The following is a 17,888-nucleotide window of genomic DNA, read 5'->3' on the forward strand; positions in this document are numbered from 1 at the left end:
ACGAGCGGAATAACAAAAAGGAAACTAGCGATATGATGCCTGGAAGCGCAACTACAATAAAAGTTCAAAGGCGATGTCCCGCTTTCAAAATCGGCAAGACCATCGTTTTTTGGATTGTCCACAACACCCAAGACGCTAAAACAAGCCAAATCGATCGCTACTTAATCACGGTGGCCAATATCGAAACACAAGTCGGCGCCCACCTCCTCGTTACCGGCGAGGCCCGCACTCAAAAGCCCAAAGCCTCATGGCTTGTGCCGATAGCCTGCAATAAAGGCTAGTTTCCTATAACAATCATCCTCCTCAAAAATAGGAGAAATATGACCGAAAAAAATACAGAGGATTTGGGTTATGCCACCAAAGCAAACTCTAAACAACAAGAAGCTATTTTCTCAACAGACGGACCTTTATTGATTATTGCAGGACCTGGATCCGGTAAAACCTTCACCCTAGTAGAACGGATCGTTTATCTCATCAAGTCCAAAGGCGTCACGCCTGAGTCACTATTTGTCGTGACTTTCACCGACAAGGCCGCACGCGAACTAACGACACGTATTTCCAACCGTCTAAATGACTTGGACATTAAGTTCAACCTGAACGAGATGTACCTTGGTACTTTTCATTCAATTTGTCTGCGGATTTTGGAGGACTTCCGGGAATTTACGCGGCTCAAGCGTAATTTCACAATGTTTGACCAGTTCGACCAACAGTATTTTCTCTACCAGCGCATCAATGAATTCCGGTCAGTACCAGATGCCCAGCTTGTTATGGGCGATGACTATACGGGACGATGGAAGCAATCAGAGCAACTGCTCAAGTGGATAAATAAAGTTGGAGAGGAAGCTCTCGACCCCGTTCAGCTTGAAATAGCGCCAGATGTTGAGGTGCGGGCGCTTGCAGCTTGTTATCACAAGTATCAGGAACTGCTTCATGAAAACAACTGCTTAGACTTTTCTGGTATTCAGTATGAGGCGCTACAACTTATGGAAAAACACCCCGAGGTGTTGGCTGAGCTGCGCAAAAAGTTTTCATATTTGATGGTGGACGAATACCAAGATACCAATACCATCCAAGAACGCATCTTGCTTCTCTTGGCAAATGACCATCAGAATCTTTGTGTTGTGGGGGACGATGATCAAGGCTTATACCGCTTTCGTGGGGCCACCATTCGCAACATTTTGGAGTTCCCATACTTGTTTCCGCCGGGGACGTGCAAGCAGGTTACATTGTCGATAAACTACCGTTCACATCCAGACATCATTCGCTTTTACAACGAATGGATGCAAGCGCAAGAATGGACGGATGGCACAAAACAGTTTCGATACTCCAAAACTATAGCGCCGCGCGAAGAAGAGTTTCCCCATGTTCCGACTGTCGTGCGTTTATCGGCAGCGGATGAGCAGGATGGTAATGCCAAATGGCATGCAGAAATTCTTAATTTCCTTCATGCACTGAAAAACACTAAAGACCTAGAAGATTGGAACCAGATTGCTTTTTTATTTCGCTCGGTTAAAAACAGTAAAGTAGTTGCTCTGGCACGGTTCCTTGAGAGCCAAGGAGTGCCAGTTTACTCCCCACGTTCGAACATGTTTTTCGAACGTGAAGAAATCCGATTGATGATCGGCGCACTAATTTTCCTATTTCCGCAATTTCCGCGGGTGCGACAATGGGATGCAAACGTTACGCTCGACGTGTGGAACTATTACGATCACAACTGTTTCCAGGCGTTTGTCAACGAATTGCGCAAGCCTGAAAATAAACGCTTACTTGATTGGGCAAGGCCACTGGCCAAGAACCATATTGTGCTCGCACAGAATGCTGACTATGCCTTTTCAGGGTTATTCTATCAGCTCTTGCAGTTCCCATTATTTTCCCGATATTTGTCCGATGAAGCATTGCAGGGCGTGGACAAAGGTAGGGCTGCGCGCAACCTCGCAACCTTTTCCAAGCTTATTACCAAGTTCGAGTACCTGCATTACGTTAGTGTATTCAACCCTACGTATTTGGAAAAGAACCTGCGCGACTTGTTCAATCAGTTCCTACGGTTTCTTATGGATGGCGGCATTGGCGAATATGAAGACGAGGCCGAATATGCGCCGAAGGGTTGCGTCTCGTTCCTGACCATTCACCAGTCCAAGGGTTTAGAGTTTCCGGTGGTGGTGTGCGGCTCTTTGGAAGCAGTGCCGCGTAAGCAACACACAGCTCTTGATGAGCTGTTGGAAGATGGAGGCTACCTCTCCAAGCCTCGCTTTGAGCCGTTGGAGCACATCAAACACTTCGACTTTCGTCGGTTGTTTTATACGGCATTCTCTCGTCCCCAAAACCTCTTGGTTCTTGCAGCCCAAGAGCGCAAAGGTAGGGGGAAATCGCCATCGAAGTACTTCGAGAACTTTTTCTATGCCTTACCTGCTTGGAGAAACCCAGCCTTTGATTTGAGCCAACTCAGCTTCGAGGTGATTAAGGAGATTAATCTTAAGCGAGAATACTCTTTTACTTCACATATTACATTGTTTGAAAACTGCGCCGAACAGTACCGGTTCTTCAAGGAGTTGGAATTTGCGCCGATCCGGGTAAGCCCCATGCTGTTCGGCACGTTAGTGCATCAAACCATAGAGGACATTCACAAAACCATCCTGCGCGGTGAGGAACACGCCATCAGCACAGACGTAATCCGTAGCTGGTTTTCCGCAAATTACGCGATGCTTTCCAAGAAAGAGAGGGTGTACCTCGCTCCAAGTTCGCTACAGGCCGCGCTGCAACATATCTTACGTTACTATGAGCGCGAAAATGGGCATTGGGATCGTATTAAAGAAGCAGAAGTCGAGATTTCGCTCGTCAAGGATCAATATATCCTAAAGGGCAGTGTCGATCTTATTCGGGGTGAGTATAATACAGTTGAAATTGTTGACTTCAAGTCAGAGAAGAAACCCGACATGGAAAAGGACCGCGAACGGCTAAGCCAGTATCAGCACCAGCTCGAAGTTTATGCCCACCTTGTCGAAGAGCGTACCGGCCAAAAAGTAAGCAAGATGCATCTTTACTATACCGGTGAAGACAGCGGCAATCCCTACGTAACTTTTACTAAAGACAACCACGCAATTAGCAAAACGATTGCGCAGTTTGATGAAATCGTCGCCCGCATTGAGCGGCAGGACTACCAACTGGCTGCGCGACCAGCCAAGCTATGCCAAAACTGCGACATGCGAGCTTACTGTGACAACAAAAATTGGAAATTTAGACAAACTAACACATGAACAACGATCAACTCACCCAAGAATCTTTGCCTTTTTCCACTTCCGACAATGGTGTGGCCAGTGTTGAGAAATACGAGTTCGAGCCGATCAAGGGTTATCCAATGTTGAATTGGCGCGGCAAGCGTCCATTCAAGTCGACACAATATTACCCTGCGCAGCTTAAAGAACTGCATGGCGAGGAGGTGGAAGGTTGGCGGAACAAGATTTATTGGGGGGATAATCTGCAGGTGATGAGCCACTTGTTGAAGGATTTTCGAGGCAAGGTAGATCTAATTTATATTGATCCCCCGTTTGATTCACGCGCGGACTACAAGCAAAAAATATCGTCTGGCACTACTACTAGTGACTATAGCACTTTCGAAGAAAAGCAATACTCGGATATTTGGAACAACGATGAGTATCTTCAGTTCATGTATGAGCGTCTTGTCTTAATGCGCGAATTGCTCACAGAACGCGGGACGATTTATTTACATTGTGATTGGCACAAATCACACCATTTGCGTTGCCTAATGGACGAAATTTTTGGCCCAGATAACTTCGTGAATCAAATAGTTTGGAAACGTGGCCATGCTCATAGCGATTCAAAACAGGGAAGTGCACATCTAGGGCGACTCCATGAAGAAATGCTAGTTTATGCAAAAGGAAGCGAGCGAACATTCAACCAGCAGTATACCCCTTACGACCAATCTTATATTGATAAATACTATAAATTCATTGAAGAGGATACTGGTCGTCGGTATTGGTTGGATAACCTTCAAGGCCCCGGTGGTGCCTCAAAAGGCAATCCCTATTATGAAGTCATGGGGGTTTTTAGACACTGGAGATACAGCAAGGAAAGAATGAACCAGTTAATTAAAGAAGGACGGATCATTCAAACTTCTCCTGGAACTGTTCCAAAATATAAACGATATCTAGATGAGATGCCCGGAAGACCAGTGCAAGATGTTTGGGATGACATTCGAAGCCTTGCAGGGATGGGGGCGAGTCCAACTGAACGCTTGGATTATCCAACGCAAAAACCTGAGGAGCTTTTAGAGCGTGTCCTTTTACTCTCGTCTAATCCTGGGGATCTCGTCTTCGACTGCTTCATGGGCTCAGGAACGACCCAAGCAAGCGCATTGAAATTAGGAAGGCGTTTTATCGGTGCCGATATTAATCTAGGCTCAGTGCAAATGACCGTCAAGAGATTGGTAACTTCTGCAGCATTATTAGAGACTGCTGATATCGAAAAAAAAATTTATAAAGGGCTTGAGGTTTACAACGTCAACAACTATGACGTATTCCGTAATCCCGTTGAAGCAAAGGATTTGTTAATAGAAGCGCTGGAAATACAGAAGCTCGATTTTACTTCTGTCTACGACGGCGAGAAAGACGGTCGGATGGTCAAAATTATGCCCGTTAACCGCATCGCAACGCGTGCCGACTTGAATGAATTGATTGCTGGTTTCGACTACAAGGCCTGGGATCGTCGTCAGAGTGAACACCCAAATCAGCCAGTGGAAAAGATTGCCCTCATCTGCATGGGCCATGAGGCCGACCTAAAGGCGCAGTTGGAACTTGCCGCCAAGCCGTTCAAGGTCGATATTGAGGTAGTGGACATCCTGCGTGACAAGGCCAACCTCGAATTCAAACGTGACTCCGAAGCGTTAGCAGTAGTAAAAGACGGTGAACTTATCATCGAACGCTTTTATCCGATGAACCTGCTACAAAAGCTTTCGCTGCAAAAAGTATCAGCGGAGGATTGGAGGGAGCTGGTCGAAAGCATCTTCATTGATTGGAACTACGACGGTGTAATTTTGCAGCCCGTAGTAGTCGACATTCCTGGCAAAAACGAGTTGGCCAAAGGGCGCTATAAAGTCCCGGAAGATGCGGGCACAATCCGCGTGAAGATCACCGATCTGCTATCCGAGTCATGGGAAGGGAGTGTAGAAAATGGCTAAGGGCGCTAAAGCAGCGAACGCTTCGCTCGACTTTGCCTTCTTCAATTTTCTCTGGGATTTTCACCAGTCCAACCGTGGCACAATCCGAACGCACTACAAGGAGTTGACGCGAAAATTCTTGGACTTCAACAACCCCGAAAAGAATTCCAAGGCTTTCCTGAGGCAACCGCAATTTGAAGCGTTGGAGGTCTATGTTTTCCTGAAAGAGTTTCTTGGTAACGCCAAAGTCGAGGAAATTTTCCGCGATTGGTTTGAGAAGAAAGGACGATTTGCGGACCGGAGCGAAGGCGGCATTAATCGCAATACCGGTCAATACGATTTGCTCGACAACTTGACGCAGGAGCAGTACAAAACCGTCTTCGCGACGATGCGAAAGAATTCGCGTATCTACCCAAACTATATCTTCGCGCTGACAATGGGGACTGGTAAAACCATCCTTATGGCCACTTGCATCTTCTACGAGTTTTTATTGGGCAATAAATTTGATAAAGAGCCGCGCTACTGTCATAACGCTCTGGTATTTGCGCCGGATAAAACGGTACTGCAATCGTTAAAGGAGATTGAGTCTTTTGACCTCACCCTAGTTGTCCCGCCGGAGTATGTAAACTTCCTGACTGCCCACCTGCGCTTCCACTTCCTGGAGGAAGCGGGCACCTCGCTTGATACACTCGACCGCTCGCGTTTCAACATTATTGTTTCGAATACTCAAAAGATCATTCTCAAACGACAGCGTAAGGAGAAGACTGCTACCGATCAACTATTCGGTGCTACCAGCAATGCCTTAGCAGCTAATGGCGTTTATGCCGAAGCAGCCGATCTTTACGCATTCGATCAGCCGGAAGAGGAAGGTGAACTTATCACCAACCAACGTTTCGAGAAACTCCGTCGCTTGGAACAGCTCGGCATTTATGTCGATGAGGCCCATCACGCCTTCGGCAAATCCCTGGCCAAGGATATGGGACTTGGTGCCAAGGATACCGATACTAGCCTGCGTACCACGATCGACAAGTTGGCCGCAAGCCTCAACAATTCGGGCACCCGCGTAGTAGCTTGCTATAACTACACGGGCACACCTTACGTTGGACGCGAGGTGTTACCTGAAGTGGTTTACGCTTATGGATTAAAGGATGCAATCGATAAAGGGTATCTCAAGAAAGTGGATTTGCGCGGCTACAGCAATACCCGTACCGATGAGTTTGTTGATATTGCCGTTGAACGATTCCTTGAGGAAACCGCGGACTTAAAACCTGAAGGAATGTTGCCCAAGCTGGCATTCTTCGCTGCTACTATCGATGAACTCACTCAAGAACTTAGGCCTGCGGTTGAAAAGGCGCTAATAAAACGAGGTATTCCAACATCGAGTATTCTGGTCAATGTAGGCGATGACAAACTGACCACCAATGACGACATTCGAGAGTTCAATCGGCTCGATACCGAAGCATCAAATAAACAGTTCATCCTTTTAGTAAACAAGGGTCGAGAGGGGTGGAACTGCCGTTCCTTGTTCGGAGTTGGCCTGTTCCGTGAACCCAAATCCAAAGTATTCGTGCTACAGGCTACGATGCGTTGTTTGCGCGCTATCGGAGAAGGACAACACACCGGTCATGTTTTTCTCTCCAACGAAAACTTGAAGATTCTGAACGATGAGTTAGAACAGAACTTCCATATCAATGCCGAGGAGCTACAGAAAACAGCAAAGGACAAGGAACGTGTCCAGGTGAAGGTTGTCTTGCCGCCTGTAAAAATCAAGCTCATGCGGGTACGAAAGCAATTTGAGGTGCGGGAGAAAGTTCTCTCTCCGGGGCAAGCACTTGGATTAAATCGTTCCGATAAAGAAGCCTGGAAGGCGTTAATAGATAAATATCGGCTACTTGAAACGCAGCAAAAGGGCTTGACTGCCGCAGACGCCGCACTTGCCGAGCATAGTCAATCCATCGATCTGACTTCCCGTCGAGAAAAGCGAATATTTTCTCAGTTAACGCTTGTTGCTGAAGTGTCACGTTATTTAAATCGCAGCCCACTGGAAATAGAGACCCTCCTTGAATCGACCAAAGAGGGTATGAACGAATTGGTGGAAATGGTTAATGAGTTCAACGAACTGCTCTACGACGAAATTATCCCACGTCTATTTCGACAACTTTTCGATCTCGAAGAGACTCAACAAACCGAAGAACACGAAGTGGAACTGGTCAAGTTGCCGCCCGGTGGTTATTACGAGGTCACCGCTGCTAAGGATAAAATCGTTCGGAGAACAGACGTAAAAGAGGAAGAGCGTGACAAAAGTTTCCATGTGGATGCCTATTGTTTTGACTCGACCCCTGAACGTCAATTGTTCTGGGATTTGTTACGAGAAAAACGAGTTAAGAAACTATATTTCACCGGCATGTTGACACACGGTCAAAGCGACTTTCATATTCAATACATCGACCCCGAAACTCATGCTGTGCGCAGTTATTACCCGGATTTCCTATTCCAAAAAGAAGATGACACGTATGTGATTGTTGAAGTGAAGGCTGACTATCAAATTGAAGATCCAATTGTCATGGCAAAACGTGATTTTGCCGAACAAATGGCGACGGCCAGTAAGATGACTTATGCAATTATGCCCAGTACAAAAACATCAGATTACAAAGAGCTATTGTTTGGACAGGGAGGTAGCCAAATGTACTTATCGATCGGTAAAGAAGCCAACTTAACAGAGTTAACTGACTAATCTGATAACGTGAGTCAATATTTTATTGTTTTTGATTAGGGCGAAACAATGGCATCAAATTACCAAGCTATCTGCGAAGAAAACCAAAAACGGTATGGGACTGATATTGGGCGCATTGGCCCGATGCTGCTCGCAGATCGTTATGACGACAGAACGCACTTCATTTTTGAGCTGCTCCAAAACGCTGAAGATGCCTTGGCTCGACGGGGCGATTGGACAGGGCAGCGAAGTGTGTCCTTTCAGCTGACCGAAAGGAACCTGTCTTTGCGCCATTTCGGCAAACCGTTCGACGAAGCTGATGTACGTGGTGTCTGCGGTATTGCCGAGAGTACGAAAGACGAGAACTCGATTGGCCGATTCGGCATCGGTTTCAAGTCTGTCTACACGTTCACTGACAGACCCGAGATACACTCAGGCGACGAAGATTTTGCCGTTGAAAACTACGTTCAGCCAACGTGGATAGAACGTAAACAACGGAGTTCGGACGAAACATTGATCGTCCTCCCTTTGAAGCCCGAAGACCGATCAGCCCACGAAGAGATCACTGACGGTTTCAAGAAGCTTGGTGCTGATGCCTTGCTGTTCTTACGCCACATCAATGAGATCAATTGGAGTGTCGATGGAAATACATCGGGTGTTTATCTTCGCAGTGCCCCTGTAAGCATGGGACCAAATGTTCAGCACATTACAGTAATTGGACAGGAGAGCGATCAGCCTGAGATCGATCAAAATTGGTTGGTTTTCCACCATGAAGTTATGGCTGATGGTCAGGAAAAAGTCGGGCGCGTTGAGGTTGCATTTTCAATTTTGCCTGATAAGAATGTACCTGATCGTTGGGCTATACAGCCAGTCAAAACATCACCGCTCGTGGTATTTTTCCCGACTGTTGTCTCCACTAACCTCGGTTTCCTGGTGCAGGGGCCGTATCGCACGACCCCTAGCCGCGACAATATTTTACGTAGTAATCCCTGGAATCAGTATCTGGTCAAGGAGACCGCCGCATTATTGGTCGAGGCGTTGCGTTGGCTACGCGACCAAAAAATGCTCGATACATCTACATTGCGCTGTCTGCCGCTCGAACGCGAGAAGTTCCCTAAAGGTTCAATATTTGCGCCGCTTTTCGATGCTGTGAAAGAGGCTTTGATGAATGAAGCTCTTCTACCTTGTTTCGATGGAGGATACGTCCCAGCGAAACAAACGAAGTTGGCCAGAACAAAGGAACTACGTGAACTTTTTAGTCCCCAACAAATTGCGGTACTCTTCGGCGAGGATGTGTCAGCGTGGTTGTCTGGCGATATCACCCAGGATCGGACCCCGGAAATTCGACAGTACATCATACACGAACTAGCAGTCGCGGAAATTACGCCTCAAACCATTTTACGGGAACTCAACAAGGAATTCCTCGAAGCCCAAACCGATGACTGGGTATTAAGACTTTATGAATACCTGAATGGTCAAGAGGCAGCATTACGACGTCATTTGGATACAACACCTTTGATCCGCCTGAAAGACGGCACGCACGTTGTCGTCAGGGAAAACGGCCGTCCCAACGCGTTCTTGCCAAGCGCCATTGAGACCGGATTCCCAACAATGCGAAAAGAAGTATGTAAGACGAGAGAAGCAAGATTATTTCTCATTTCCCTCGGCATCACAGAGCCAGATCCAGTCGATGATGTCATTTGGAATATTTTGCCGCGATTTCGACAGAAAGAAGTCAATATTGCTGTCGAGAACTACACCAGAGATATCGAGCGAATCCAAGCTGCATTCAATACGGATTCGAAGCTTCAGCGTGACAAGTTGTTAAAGGAGCTGCAAGGCACTCCATTCGTTATTGTTGTGGACGCAGGCGACAGAACAAGGTATGTGTCCAAACCAGGTGACTGTTATCTTGCCACTGATCGATTAAAGCAGTTGTTCGCGGGTATTCATAAAGTTTTTATTGTTGATGACTCTTACGCTTGCCTGCGTGGCGAAAATATTCGCGAGTTGTTGGAAGCTTGTGGTGCAGTACGATGCCCGAGACCGGTCGAGGCGCCCTATGCGCTTACCTATGACCAGAGGCGAGCTCTACGACAACAAGCTGGCCACGAAGCATTGGGCAGATGGGAGCAAATAAAGGATTGGAATTTGCATGGATTTGACGATCTCATCAATATGTTTCATCAGCTAGAATGTGAAGAGCGTATCAAGCGAGCACGACTAATCTGGGAGAGTTTAGGAGACCTCGAGGAGCGAAGAGGAAGAGGTGTCTTCGAGGGCAGGTATGAATGGACACACCATGGCAGCTACAAGGCAGAGTTTCCCTCCGCATTTCTACGTCAGCTTAATACCGTTTCGTGGATACCAGACGCCAATGGTGAGTTGCAGCGACCAGACTTAGTGGTATTCGATACATTGGGATGGAAAGCTAATCCGTTCTTACTAACGAAAATTACCTTTAAGCCTCCAATCATCGAACAGCTTGCGAAAGAAGCTGGTATAGATCCAGCTCTGCTTGATTTATTAAAGAAACATGGAATCACCAGTGAGGCCGAATTTAAGTCTCGCCTCGGCATTACAGAGCAGCCGTCAGAACCGGAAGTCAAACTGGAACCTACACAAATGACTAGTGATAATGTCTACGATGACGCAAAGGATTTGTATGGAGATATGTCTGACTTTCCTCTCGGAGATCCTGATCCCAGCGGTGGTGACAATATCAGAGCCGGTGGAGCTAATGATGGAAGAAACGGCAGTACGAGTGGGGCAGGTAATTCGCGTGAGGGTGGCCGAGGAGCTGATGGTGGTTCACCAGATACCGATGGTAAGACTGGATCGCATGGTGGTACGGGCGGAGGTACTCACGGAAAAAGATCGCCCGGTCATGCAGGTGGCCGTCCTTTCATTTCCTACGTAGGAACCCATCTAGACGAAGAGGAATCCGATCCAGATGGGTTGGACCAAGCTGCCAGGATGAAAATCGAGGAGTTGGCAATTCAAAAAATCATCAAGATCGAACCAAAATTGAATCGAACTCCCGTATTCAATCCTGGATATGACCTTTACGAAAAAGGTATAGACGGCCAGCCGATTCGGTGGGTAGAGGTCAAGGCAATGAGCGGTACTCTAGCTGACAGACCTGTGGGGCTATCTAAAAAGCAATTTGTAGAAGCCCAAAAGCGTGGCTCTGCATATTGGTTATATGTGGTTGAGCAAGCTTCGGACCCCGATAAGTTTAGAATTCTCCGAATACAAGATCCAGTAACTCACGCGCGGACGTTTACATTCGATCACGGTTGGATTGGAATTGCCAAATAGATCCTGGATTCAGTTTCTAGAGCAATTATCTGTTATTTGAAATCAACTAATGCTATTAAAATTGAGCTATCACTGATAGCGGATATGATCGAAGATTGTCTAGCTTATGGTAATTAGGGATGATATACAGAAATATTTGTTAGGGTACAGAGTTGCCCATATATGGAAATTAATCAATGCATGCTATACCTGAAAATTTAATTAAGAGAAGTAATAGTGAATATGATGTAAATGTTGTTATCGGTGAAAACGGTAGTGGAAAAAGTATTCTGCTTAATAAGATAGCTAGAGAATATATTAACTCAGGACATACTGTAGTTGCTATTGCAACGTCAGTACATGATAAATTTGATATTAAAAGTCCTTATTTTCACTTTTTCGGTGGTAGGCAAGGGCGGAATATGGTGAGTAAAATCATCAAAAAGTCGCTATCTTATGTTGTCAGTAATAATGCTGATTATAATCGTCTTAAATCTTTAGTCAGAGTTCTTGAATATGTTGGCTATAGCCCAAGAATAGGATTAAAAATTAGACGATTCAAACCTCAAAATATTTTTCTCTTAAAGCATTCTGAAGATATCTCTGAAAGAGATATGGATGATCTTTTATATCTATTAGATAATTACCGAGAAATATTTGGAATAGACATAGTCGTCCCCATCGACTTAGGTTATTTTATGTCCAATACATCCGCTTTATCTGCCATTTTACGGCATGAGAGCGTGATGAAAAGGTTAAAGATACTAGCTGAAGTATCTATTCTCCTTGAAAATAATCTTGGTTTTGTTGAATTAAAAGACGCGAGTTCTGGTGAGCTGATGATGATATCGACTTTGATGCACATATCTTCAGTTATTGACTCAGAAACTGTGATTTTAATTGATGAGCCTGAAAATAGTCTTCATCCCAGATGGCAGAGAGAATATATCCAAAGAATATTGGATGTATTTTATTATCACCACCCAAAATTGATAGTTGCAACTCACTCTCCGCTAATTATTCCAACTGGAAGTCAGCAAGCTAATCTCTATTCAATCAGTAAGGATAAGTTAATCAAAGTAGATCGGACTACAAGTAATAATGAAGAAATTCTTTCTGACATTTTTGGCGTAGTAACCCCTGAAAATAGATATCTCTCAGATCAATTAATTAACATCATTAATTTATATGATTCAGGCAAAATCACTTATGATGATGCAGAAATAAAAATTAATATATATAGAGAGAGAATACGCGATAAAAGACAAACTGACTTTCTTAACGGTGTCATTAAGATCATAGCAAAGATAAGGGATTCAAAAACAAGTAAGAATAATAAAGAGTTTAAAGGCGAGTAAAAATGCCCAATAGACCCAAATTTACAGTCCATGATTTACATGCCATGCGCGCAGCTTCAGCTAAAGGGCACCAAGAATGGGACAATCCTAAGCTATCTAATTTCAAGACAAAGGTAAAAAAATTTGGACTTTTAAAAACACACAAGAGATGCTGCTATTGCGGAAGAAACCTGCATGGGGAGTTCCCTATGGTAATAGATATTGAACATATATTACCCAAGTCGAGTTTCTTAAAGCACATGTTTACTATGAAAAATCTGAGTGTTGCGTGTAAAAGGTGCAACATGAACATAAAGAAAAATAAAACAGATTTTTTATCCGTACAAATAAGTAGTGGGACAAAGAAGGTTTTTAAATCAAAGTACTATAAGTTTATTCATCCTAATTTAGATAATTATGATGCGCATTTAGAATTGCATATGGAGCAAAAAGGAAGAAAGGTTTTGTTAAAGTACAGTATTGTTAACCATAGTGAAAAAGGCTCATATACATATAATTATTTTAAACTAAGGCAACTTGAATTAGATACTTTTGATAAATTCCAAGGGGGAAGTGGACGTCAAGAAATCAGTAATTCGAATTATCAAGCAGAATTTAACCAATTAACCGCTTAACAGATAAATTAACGGATGCCTTAGGTGCATCTGATTTTACCATTAAATTCTAATTTCAAATCTGATTGACCGGTGGGTGACTTATATAATTCTGAATTTGATCTGAAAGTTTCAAACATTGTTTTAAGTGGATCCTGACATTGATTGTCTCGGTTTGGCTAAAATGAATAGCTGCTATGTGCCATTTCCAGCCTGTCGATAAGTCTTTTCGAATGGCAGCTATGAATCACAAATTGTTCGCTCAACGTTACGGTAAAGGCGTGCCGCCAACGAATGTTCAACGAAGACACCGAATCTGATTCAAAAACCAACCTTCAAAATCGCCAACAGGCGGCGCGTCCCTTTGACCGCTGTGTTAGTAAATTTAATAGGATGTGTCAACGAATGAGGCACATACACTCGCGAACGATGCGGTTCGTGCCTCACCGTATTCTACCGCGCTTTATTTGGGTCGACTTCTTCCATATATCCATTTTCTTGTTCTTGCCGAAGGTCTATATGTTTTTTCCAATATATCAAAATTCTTTCAAGATTCTTTCCAATTTCGTCACCATATTGTTTTGTGCTGTTTTCACGCCATGGAAAAGCAAACTTGAACTTACTTGTTTTTTCATCAAACTCGAGTAAAGCTTCATAACTCTGTAAAAGCTCTGCGCCGACAAAAGCTGATTCGCCCAAGACAGTATAACGATCCCATTCCTGCATGAGATCGACTAAAATTTGCAGATAAGCCAAAGGGTCTTCTTCAATCTGAATTTTTAGCTCGGCATTTTTCTTAACATTCCAAGTTTCTTTGGTAACGTAATCGTGAATTGCAACGGAACTACTAGCCCAAAGATCCTTTATCCAGTCCTCAAATGTAAAAAAATCCGGATCCAGACACCGATGCTTTATATGAGGGGGAATTCTTTTATTACCTATTTTTTCTTTTATCTCTTGAAAATTTTTTTTCGAGACTTCGGTATCTTCCTTATGTTTTGCAGTAATAATTTGTTTACTTTCTAAACCCCATACCAATTCGTACCAGAATGTCGCTGCCTGCAGTAATATAAGTCCACCACAAACCCCATGATTGAGGTTTCTACTCTTTGTCGTAGGACCGCCTTCCCAAACGTCGCTTTCGAACTGTTTTTTTACTTCCTTTAAAATTTTTTCGGCAATTCTCGGTTCAATGTATTTTTCATAAAATATTTCCCAAAGTTTAAAGGCTTCGAGATTTAGGTCGTATTCTTCACTATTTCGTGCGGTTAAACTTAAAAATTTATTGACGGCATCTTCATCCTTATTCCTTATATTCTCCAGAACTCCAACATCTCTTAGGTGATCCGCAAGAGATGGAAAAGATCTTGAATCTTTAAAATTCGGTACTTTACAATTTGCAACCACTTTCGCGATTTCTCGCGCGGCTCTAAAATCGACCTTTAGACGCTTCCATGCCCAATGGTTAAAATAATCATGCAAAGCCTTTGCGCCGTTAGTTACACGTTCATGTTCTACTTCTGAAGTAATGGAGGATAGAGAACCTTCCAAAATATAACCAATATCGTGAAGTAAACTTGCTTGAGGCCATACGTCTCCGAAGAGATTAGCAAGACCCATTGTAATTTCATTAGTGCCAAGCTTAAATTCTTTATTTATATCATCGAAATAGAATTCCTTCTCTTTTTTACTAAGGAACTCGTTTTCACCTTTTTTGCGGAACTCTTCATATTTATCTGCGTAATATATTTTTTGAAATATGTTTCTAAAGTTCTCTTGGATTATTTTAGATTTCTCGAATATATACCAACCGAGCAAATAATTGTATAGAGTATGAACAGCGTGATCACGGTGCTTTTCATAATCAACTTCACCGCTGATTTCCCGCCTTGACTCGGCACGCCGAAAATATGCGAAACTACTTTTATCTGATATAAATAATGCATATTCTGCGAAAATGTTCGCTTTCCTGAGTCTTGCTTCATCAAGAGTGGAATAGAGAAAGCTTTGGAGAAATTCTATTGGCTTGCCACCAAGCGTATTTTCATAATGATTTAACTGTTCTGAATTTTGGCCGTCTGGTACAGCTTTTAGACGTTCAAAATTATGGTACCAATAGAATCCGCCTTGATCATCAGTGATATAGCTGTGTAATGTATGCCTGATGTTATTATCGCGTTCGTATAACCTTTTGTCTACCATATAGGTTTACTCCTTATTAGTGTTTTTTCCACCTATACCCATTGCGTACTATAAGGCTAAAACATTCCATCATCTTCGCGTGTTCTAATAGCCCAAGACCGCCTCTACCTCTGATTCGGCCGCTGTGACTAAAAGAATTCTGCGCCCATCGCGCGCACTTCCATCAGCACGTCGTTTACAGCATAGCCTTCTTTCCTCGCATAAATGATTTCCAAACCACTATCTTTTATGTTACTATCCAGATCTGACTAACTTACATCAATTTTTGATTGAGTATCGGTTAATAGCACTTCAACGCTAGTTTTTCTAAATGATAGAACACATTCATTTTGAATGATAAAGAGAGAAGGATGATTCCGAAAAGTTCCTTTCGAATGACTGCAATAAGACTCTCAATCGACATTTTTAGATCTGAATTAAGAGACCGGTTTGGGTCGCTTTTTGCCTATCGATTGACTGACGTAGCTGTGCCACAACCGGTCGTTCATAAATGGCGTAGAATGGCTGGTGAATCTCGGAAAGCGGTCCCTCATAACGTTTGAATTCACCGGACCTGCGCGGCTTTATCGCGCCAGTCCGGGTTGAATGATGGGTTAGCCATATACCTATTGATTAAGAGCTACATTGAAGACGAAGGGTTGCCAAATAGCCACTTAAAAAATCGTGTATTTGGTTTTGTTTTTAATCCCGCATCTATATTGTCGAGTCCGCGAACAACTAAATAAATCCCGGCGGTAAGAATTGCAATGTACAACTCAGTATTATCTGGATGCTCTATAGAAAAACCGCTTTGTACCCGCGAAACGGCTACTGTAATACCGACTATAACTTCACTAATTCCATACAGCACACGTTGTTTTAAGCGAAGTCTGTAAAGCGATATTCCCAATACAAGCGTCAATACGGCTGGCACAACAACAGTCAAATGCTCGCTCGAACTTTTGTACAAGAATAGAAATAGGTCATGTAAAACAACAAGCAAGCTGTAATAGAACAATCCAGAAAACGGAATAACAAAAATCGCTTTAAACAGAACGAAATTTAGTAGCCACACATCTTCAAAAGCTTTTTTTACTCCATTGCCAAAATGCGAAACGACAATTAGTGAGACAAAAATGACCCCAATGATTAGCGAGTAATTAAAGTAATCATCTCTGCTTCTGGTAAGCAACGTATATATGACTGGCAGAATCGAAAGCACTATTACCGATATTCCACCCAACAGTGCTTGTCTTTGTTCATTCACTTGCCATTCTCCAGCAGGTTATATATAAATGATGGCTAACGTAAAGGTAAGGGGCGCGCCGCTGAGGGACGTTCAACGAAGCCACCGAATCAGATAAAAAGCAAACCTTCAAAATCGCCAACGGGCGGCGCATCCCTTTGACCGTTTTGTTAGCTAGTACCATGGAACAACGAAAGCAATTTGTCGCGCATTAATGTCATCAACGTACCAAAGAGCAGGAAGCCAAGCAGCCCCTTAATGAGCCAGTCAAAGTCTCGTGCATATCGATTTGCCTGCTCAGAGTCAAAGACCGTATATGGGCGGAACCGTGGAGCGAAAGACCAGAGCAAATAGAGAGTAAGCCATAGTGCTATGAGCAGAAAAGTCACTGCTGTGGGCATGAATCGCCATGTGGCTATTGTCGCTAAAAACAGCATATATGTGAGAGCGCCGATTACACCCTGCCAAAAAGCCGAAGGGTGAAAAAAAGCATTGCGGGCAGGCGAAGTTTCGAGGCAACGTTTGATTCCATCATATAAGCCAACGACCACTTCACGAGCATTTGGGGCATCGTAGTCGATCTGGATTCCAGTATGAATGTTTTCCCCGGAAAGCCGAACTCTGATAACGAGGCCTCTAAGTGAAGTTTGGTATGGCCCAATGAATTCGACCTCAATGCTGGAGGTAGTGTTGGAGAATAATGACGGCGCATACTCATCAATAGTGCCGAATTGTTCTGTACCGAGATCATCCATAACCGTGGTTCGACGGCCTGCAAGCAACGCATCCAGTTCTTCTGTCGGCTTAGCCGCTAGGAATTCCGTTTTTTTCTCTATGTATTTCTCCAACGAGCGCACCAATTCACGAGTCACGCGCGTTGAAGGGAGGGATTTTTTGAGATTAAATCGCGACATGGATTTTCTTTATAGCTAACATAAATATATACGACATTAAGTGTCCAATAATCCAATGCATTTGTCATATAACTCCAGTTGTTTATATTTAAGTAATTGATTTGACGGCTGTCCCGGTATCCAACGCCCTAGATCGTGCGGGCAAATACGACATTCAGCCGAAAATCCCAAAGTGACTCTATTTTCCATAATAACCAGATTTTAGGCAATAAACTCAGCAATATTCATCGGTTTCTATCAGCCTCTCTTATGATCGTCTGCAATGCGACACTAATCTGCCAATCAAGAAGCCGCACAATAAGGCTGTTAAGGGTGTGCGCCGTGCAAAGGCGGCGCTTTACCAGTGGGTGAAAGGCCCACCCGGCTAAATCGCTCCAGCCGGAAGCAATCGAAGCAGTCATGGAGGTAAC

Annotated in this window: 10 protein-coding genes; 7 read left to right on the top strand and 3 right to left on the bottom strand. The window is 43.8% G+C overall.

What is annotated here, in order from left to right:
- Positions 1-32 precede the first annotated feature (32 nt).
- The 7 genes from IT781_RS16530 (at position 33) to IT781_RS16560 (ending at position 13,158) form a co-directional block, all read left to right on the top strand.
- On the top strand, positions 33-281 hold the full coding sequence (locus tag IT781_RS16530) for a hypothetical protein (protein WP_194971282.1): 249 nt from the start codon (positions 33-35) through the stop codon (positions 279-281).
- 39 nt (positions 282-320) lie between these two features.
- Entirely contained in the window at positions 321-3,254 is a 2,934-nt protein-coding gene (locus IT781_RS16535; protein WP_194971283.1) for an ATP-dependent DNA helicase, read from the top strand.
- Positions 3,251-5,194 carry a site-specific DNA-methyltransferase gene (locus IT781_RS16540; RefSeq protein ID WP_194971284.1) on the top strand — a complete coding sequence of 648 codons (1,944 nt, stop codon included), beginning with the start codon at positions 3,251-3,253 and terminating at the stop codon, positions 5,192-5,194. Before IT781_RS16535 ends, IT781_RS16540 begins: the two co-directional genes overlap by 4 nt.
- Positions 5,187-7,907 (top strand): TnsA endonuclease N-terminal domain-containing protein, encoded by a 2,721-nt coding sequence (locus IT781_RS16545; protein ID WP_194971285.1) that lies wholly within the window; start codon positions 5,187-5,189, stop codon positions 7,905-7,907. Before IT781_RS16540 ends, IT781_RS16545 begins: the two co-directional genes overlap by 8 nt.
- 48 nt (positions 7,908-7,955) lie before the next feature.
- Positions 7,956-11,207, top strand: a complete 3,252-nt coding sequence (locus IT781_RS16550; protein ID WP_194971286.1) for a DUF3883 domain-containing protein — start codon at positions 7,956-7,958, stop codon at positions 11,205-11,207.
- 176 nt (positions 11,208-11,383) lie between these two features.
- Positions 11,384-12,544 (top strand): AAA family ATPase, encoded by a 1,161-nt coding sequence (locus IT781_RS16555; protein WP_194971287.1) that lies wholly within the window; start codon positions 11,384-11,386, stop codon positions 12,542-12,544.
- A gap of 2 nt (positions 12,545-12,546) precedes the next feature.
- The gene (locus IT781_RS16560; RefSeq protein WP_194971288.1) at positions 12,547-13,158 is read left to right on the top strand and encodes an HNH endonuclease; all 612 of its coding nucleotides are present in this window, start codon (positions 12,547-12,549) and stop codon (positions 13,156-13,158) included.
- 432 nt (positions 13,159-13,590) lie between these two features.
- Here IT781_RS16560 and IT781_RS16565 read toward each other — a convergent pair whose 3' ends face one another.
- The 3 genes from IT781_RS16565 to IT781_RS16575 form a co-directional block, all read right to left on the bottom strand.
- The gene (locus IT781_RS16565) at positions 13,591-15,339 is read right to left on the bottom strand and encodes a hypothetical protein (RefSeq protein WP_194971289.1); all 1,749 of its coding nucleotides are present in this window, start codon (positions 15,337-15,339) and stop codon (positions 13,591-13,593) included.
- Between the two features lie 619 nt (positions 15,340-15,958).
- Positions 15,959-16,585 (bottom strand): hypothetical protein, encoded by a 627-nt coding sequence (locus tag IT781_RS16570; protein ID WP_194971290.1) that lies wholly within the window; start codon positions 16,583-16,585, stop codon positions 15,959-15,961.
- Positions 16,586-16,734: 149 nt separating this feature from the next.
- Positions 16,735-17,478, bottom strand: a complete 744-nt coding sequence (locus IT781_RS16575) for a hypothetical protein (RefSeq protein WP_194971291.1) — start codon at positions 17,476-17,478, stop codon at positions 16,735-16,737.
- Between the last annotated feature and the right edge of the window lie 410 nt (positions 17,479-17,888).

Origin of the sequence: Methylobacter sp. BlB1 (assembly GCF_015476545.1) — a bacterium.
Lineage (GTDB): Bacteria > Pseudomonadota > Gammaproteobacteria > Methylococcales > Methylomonadaceae > Methylobacter.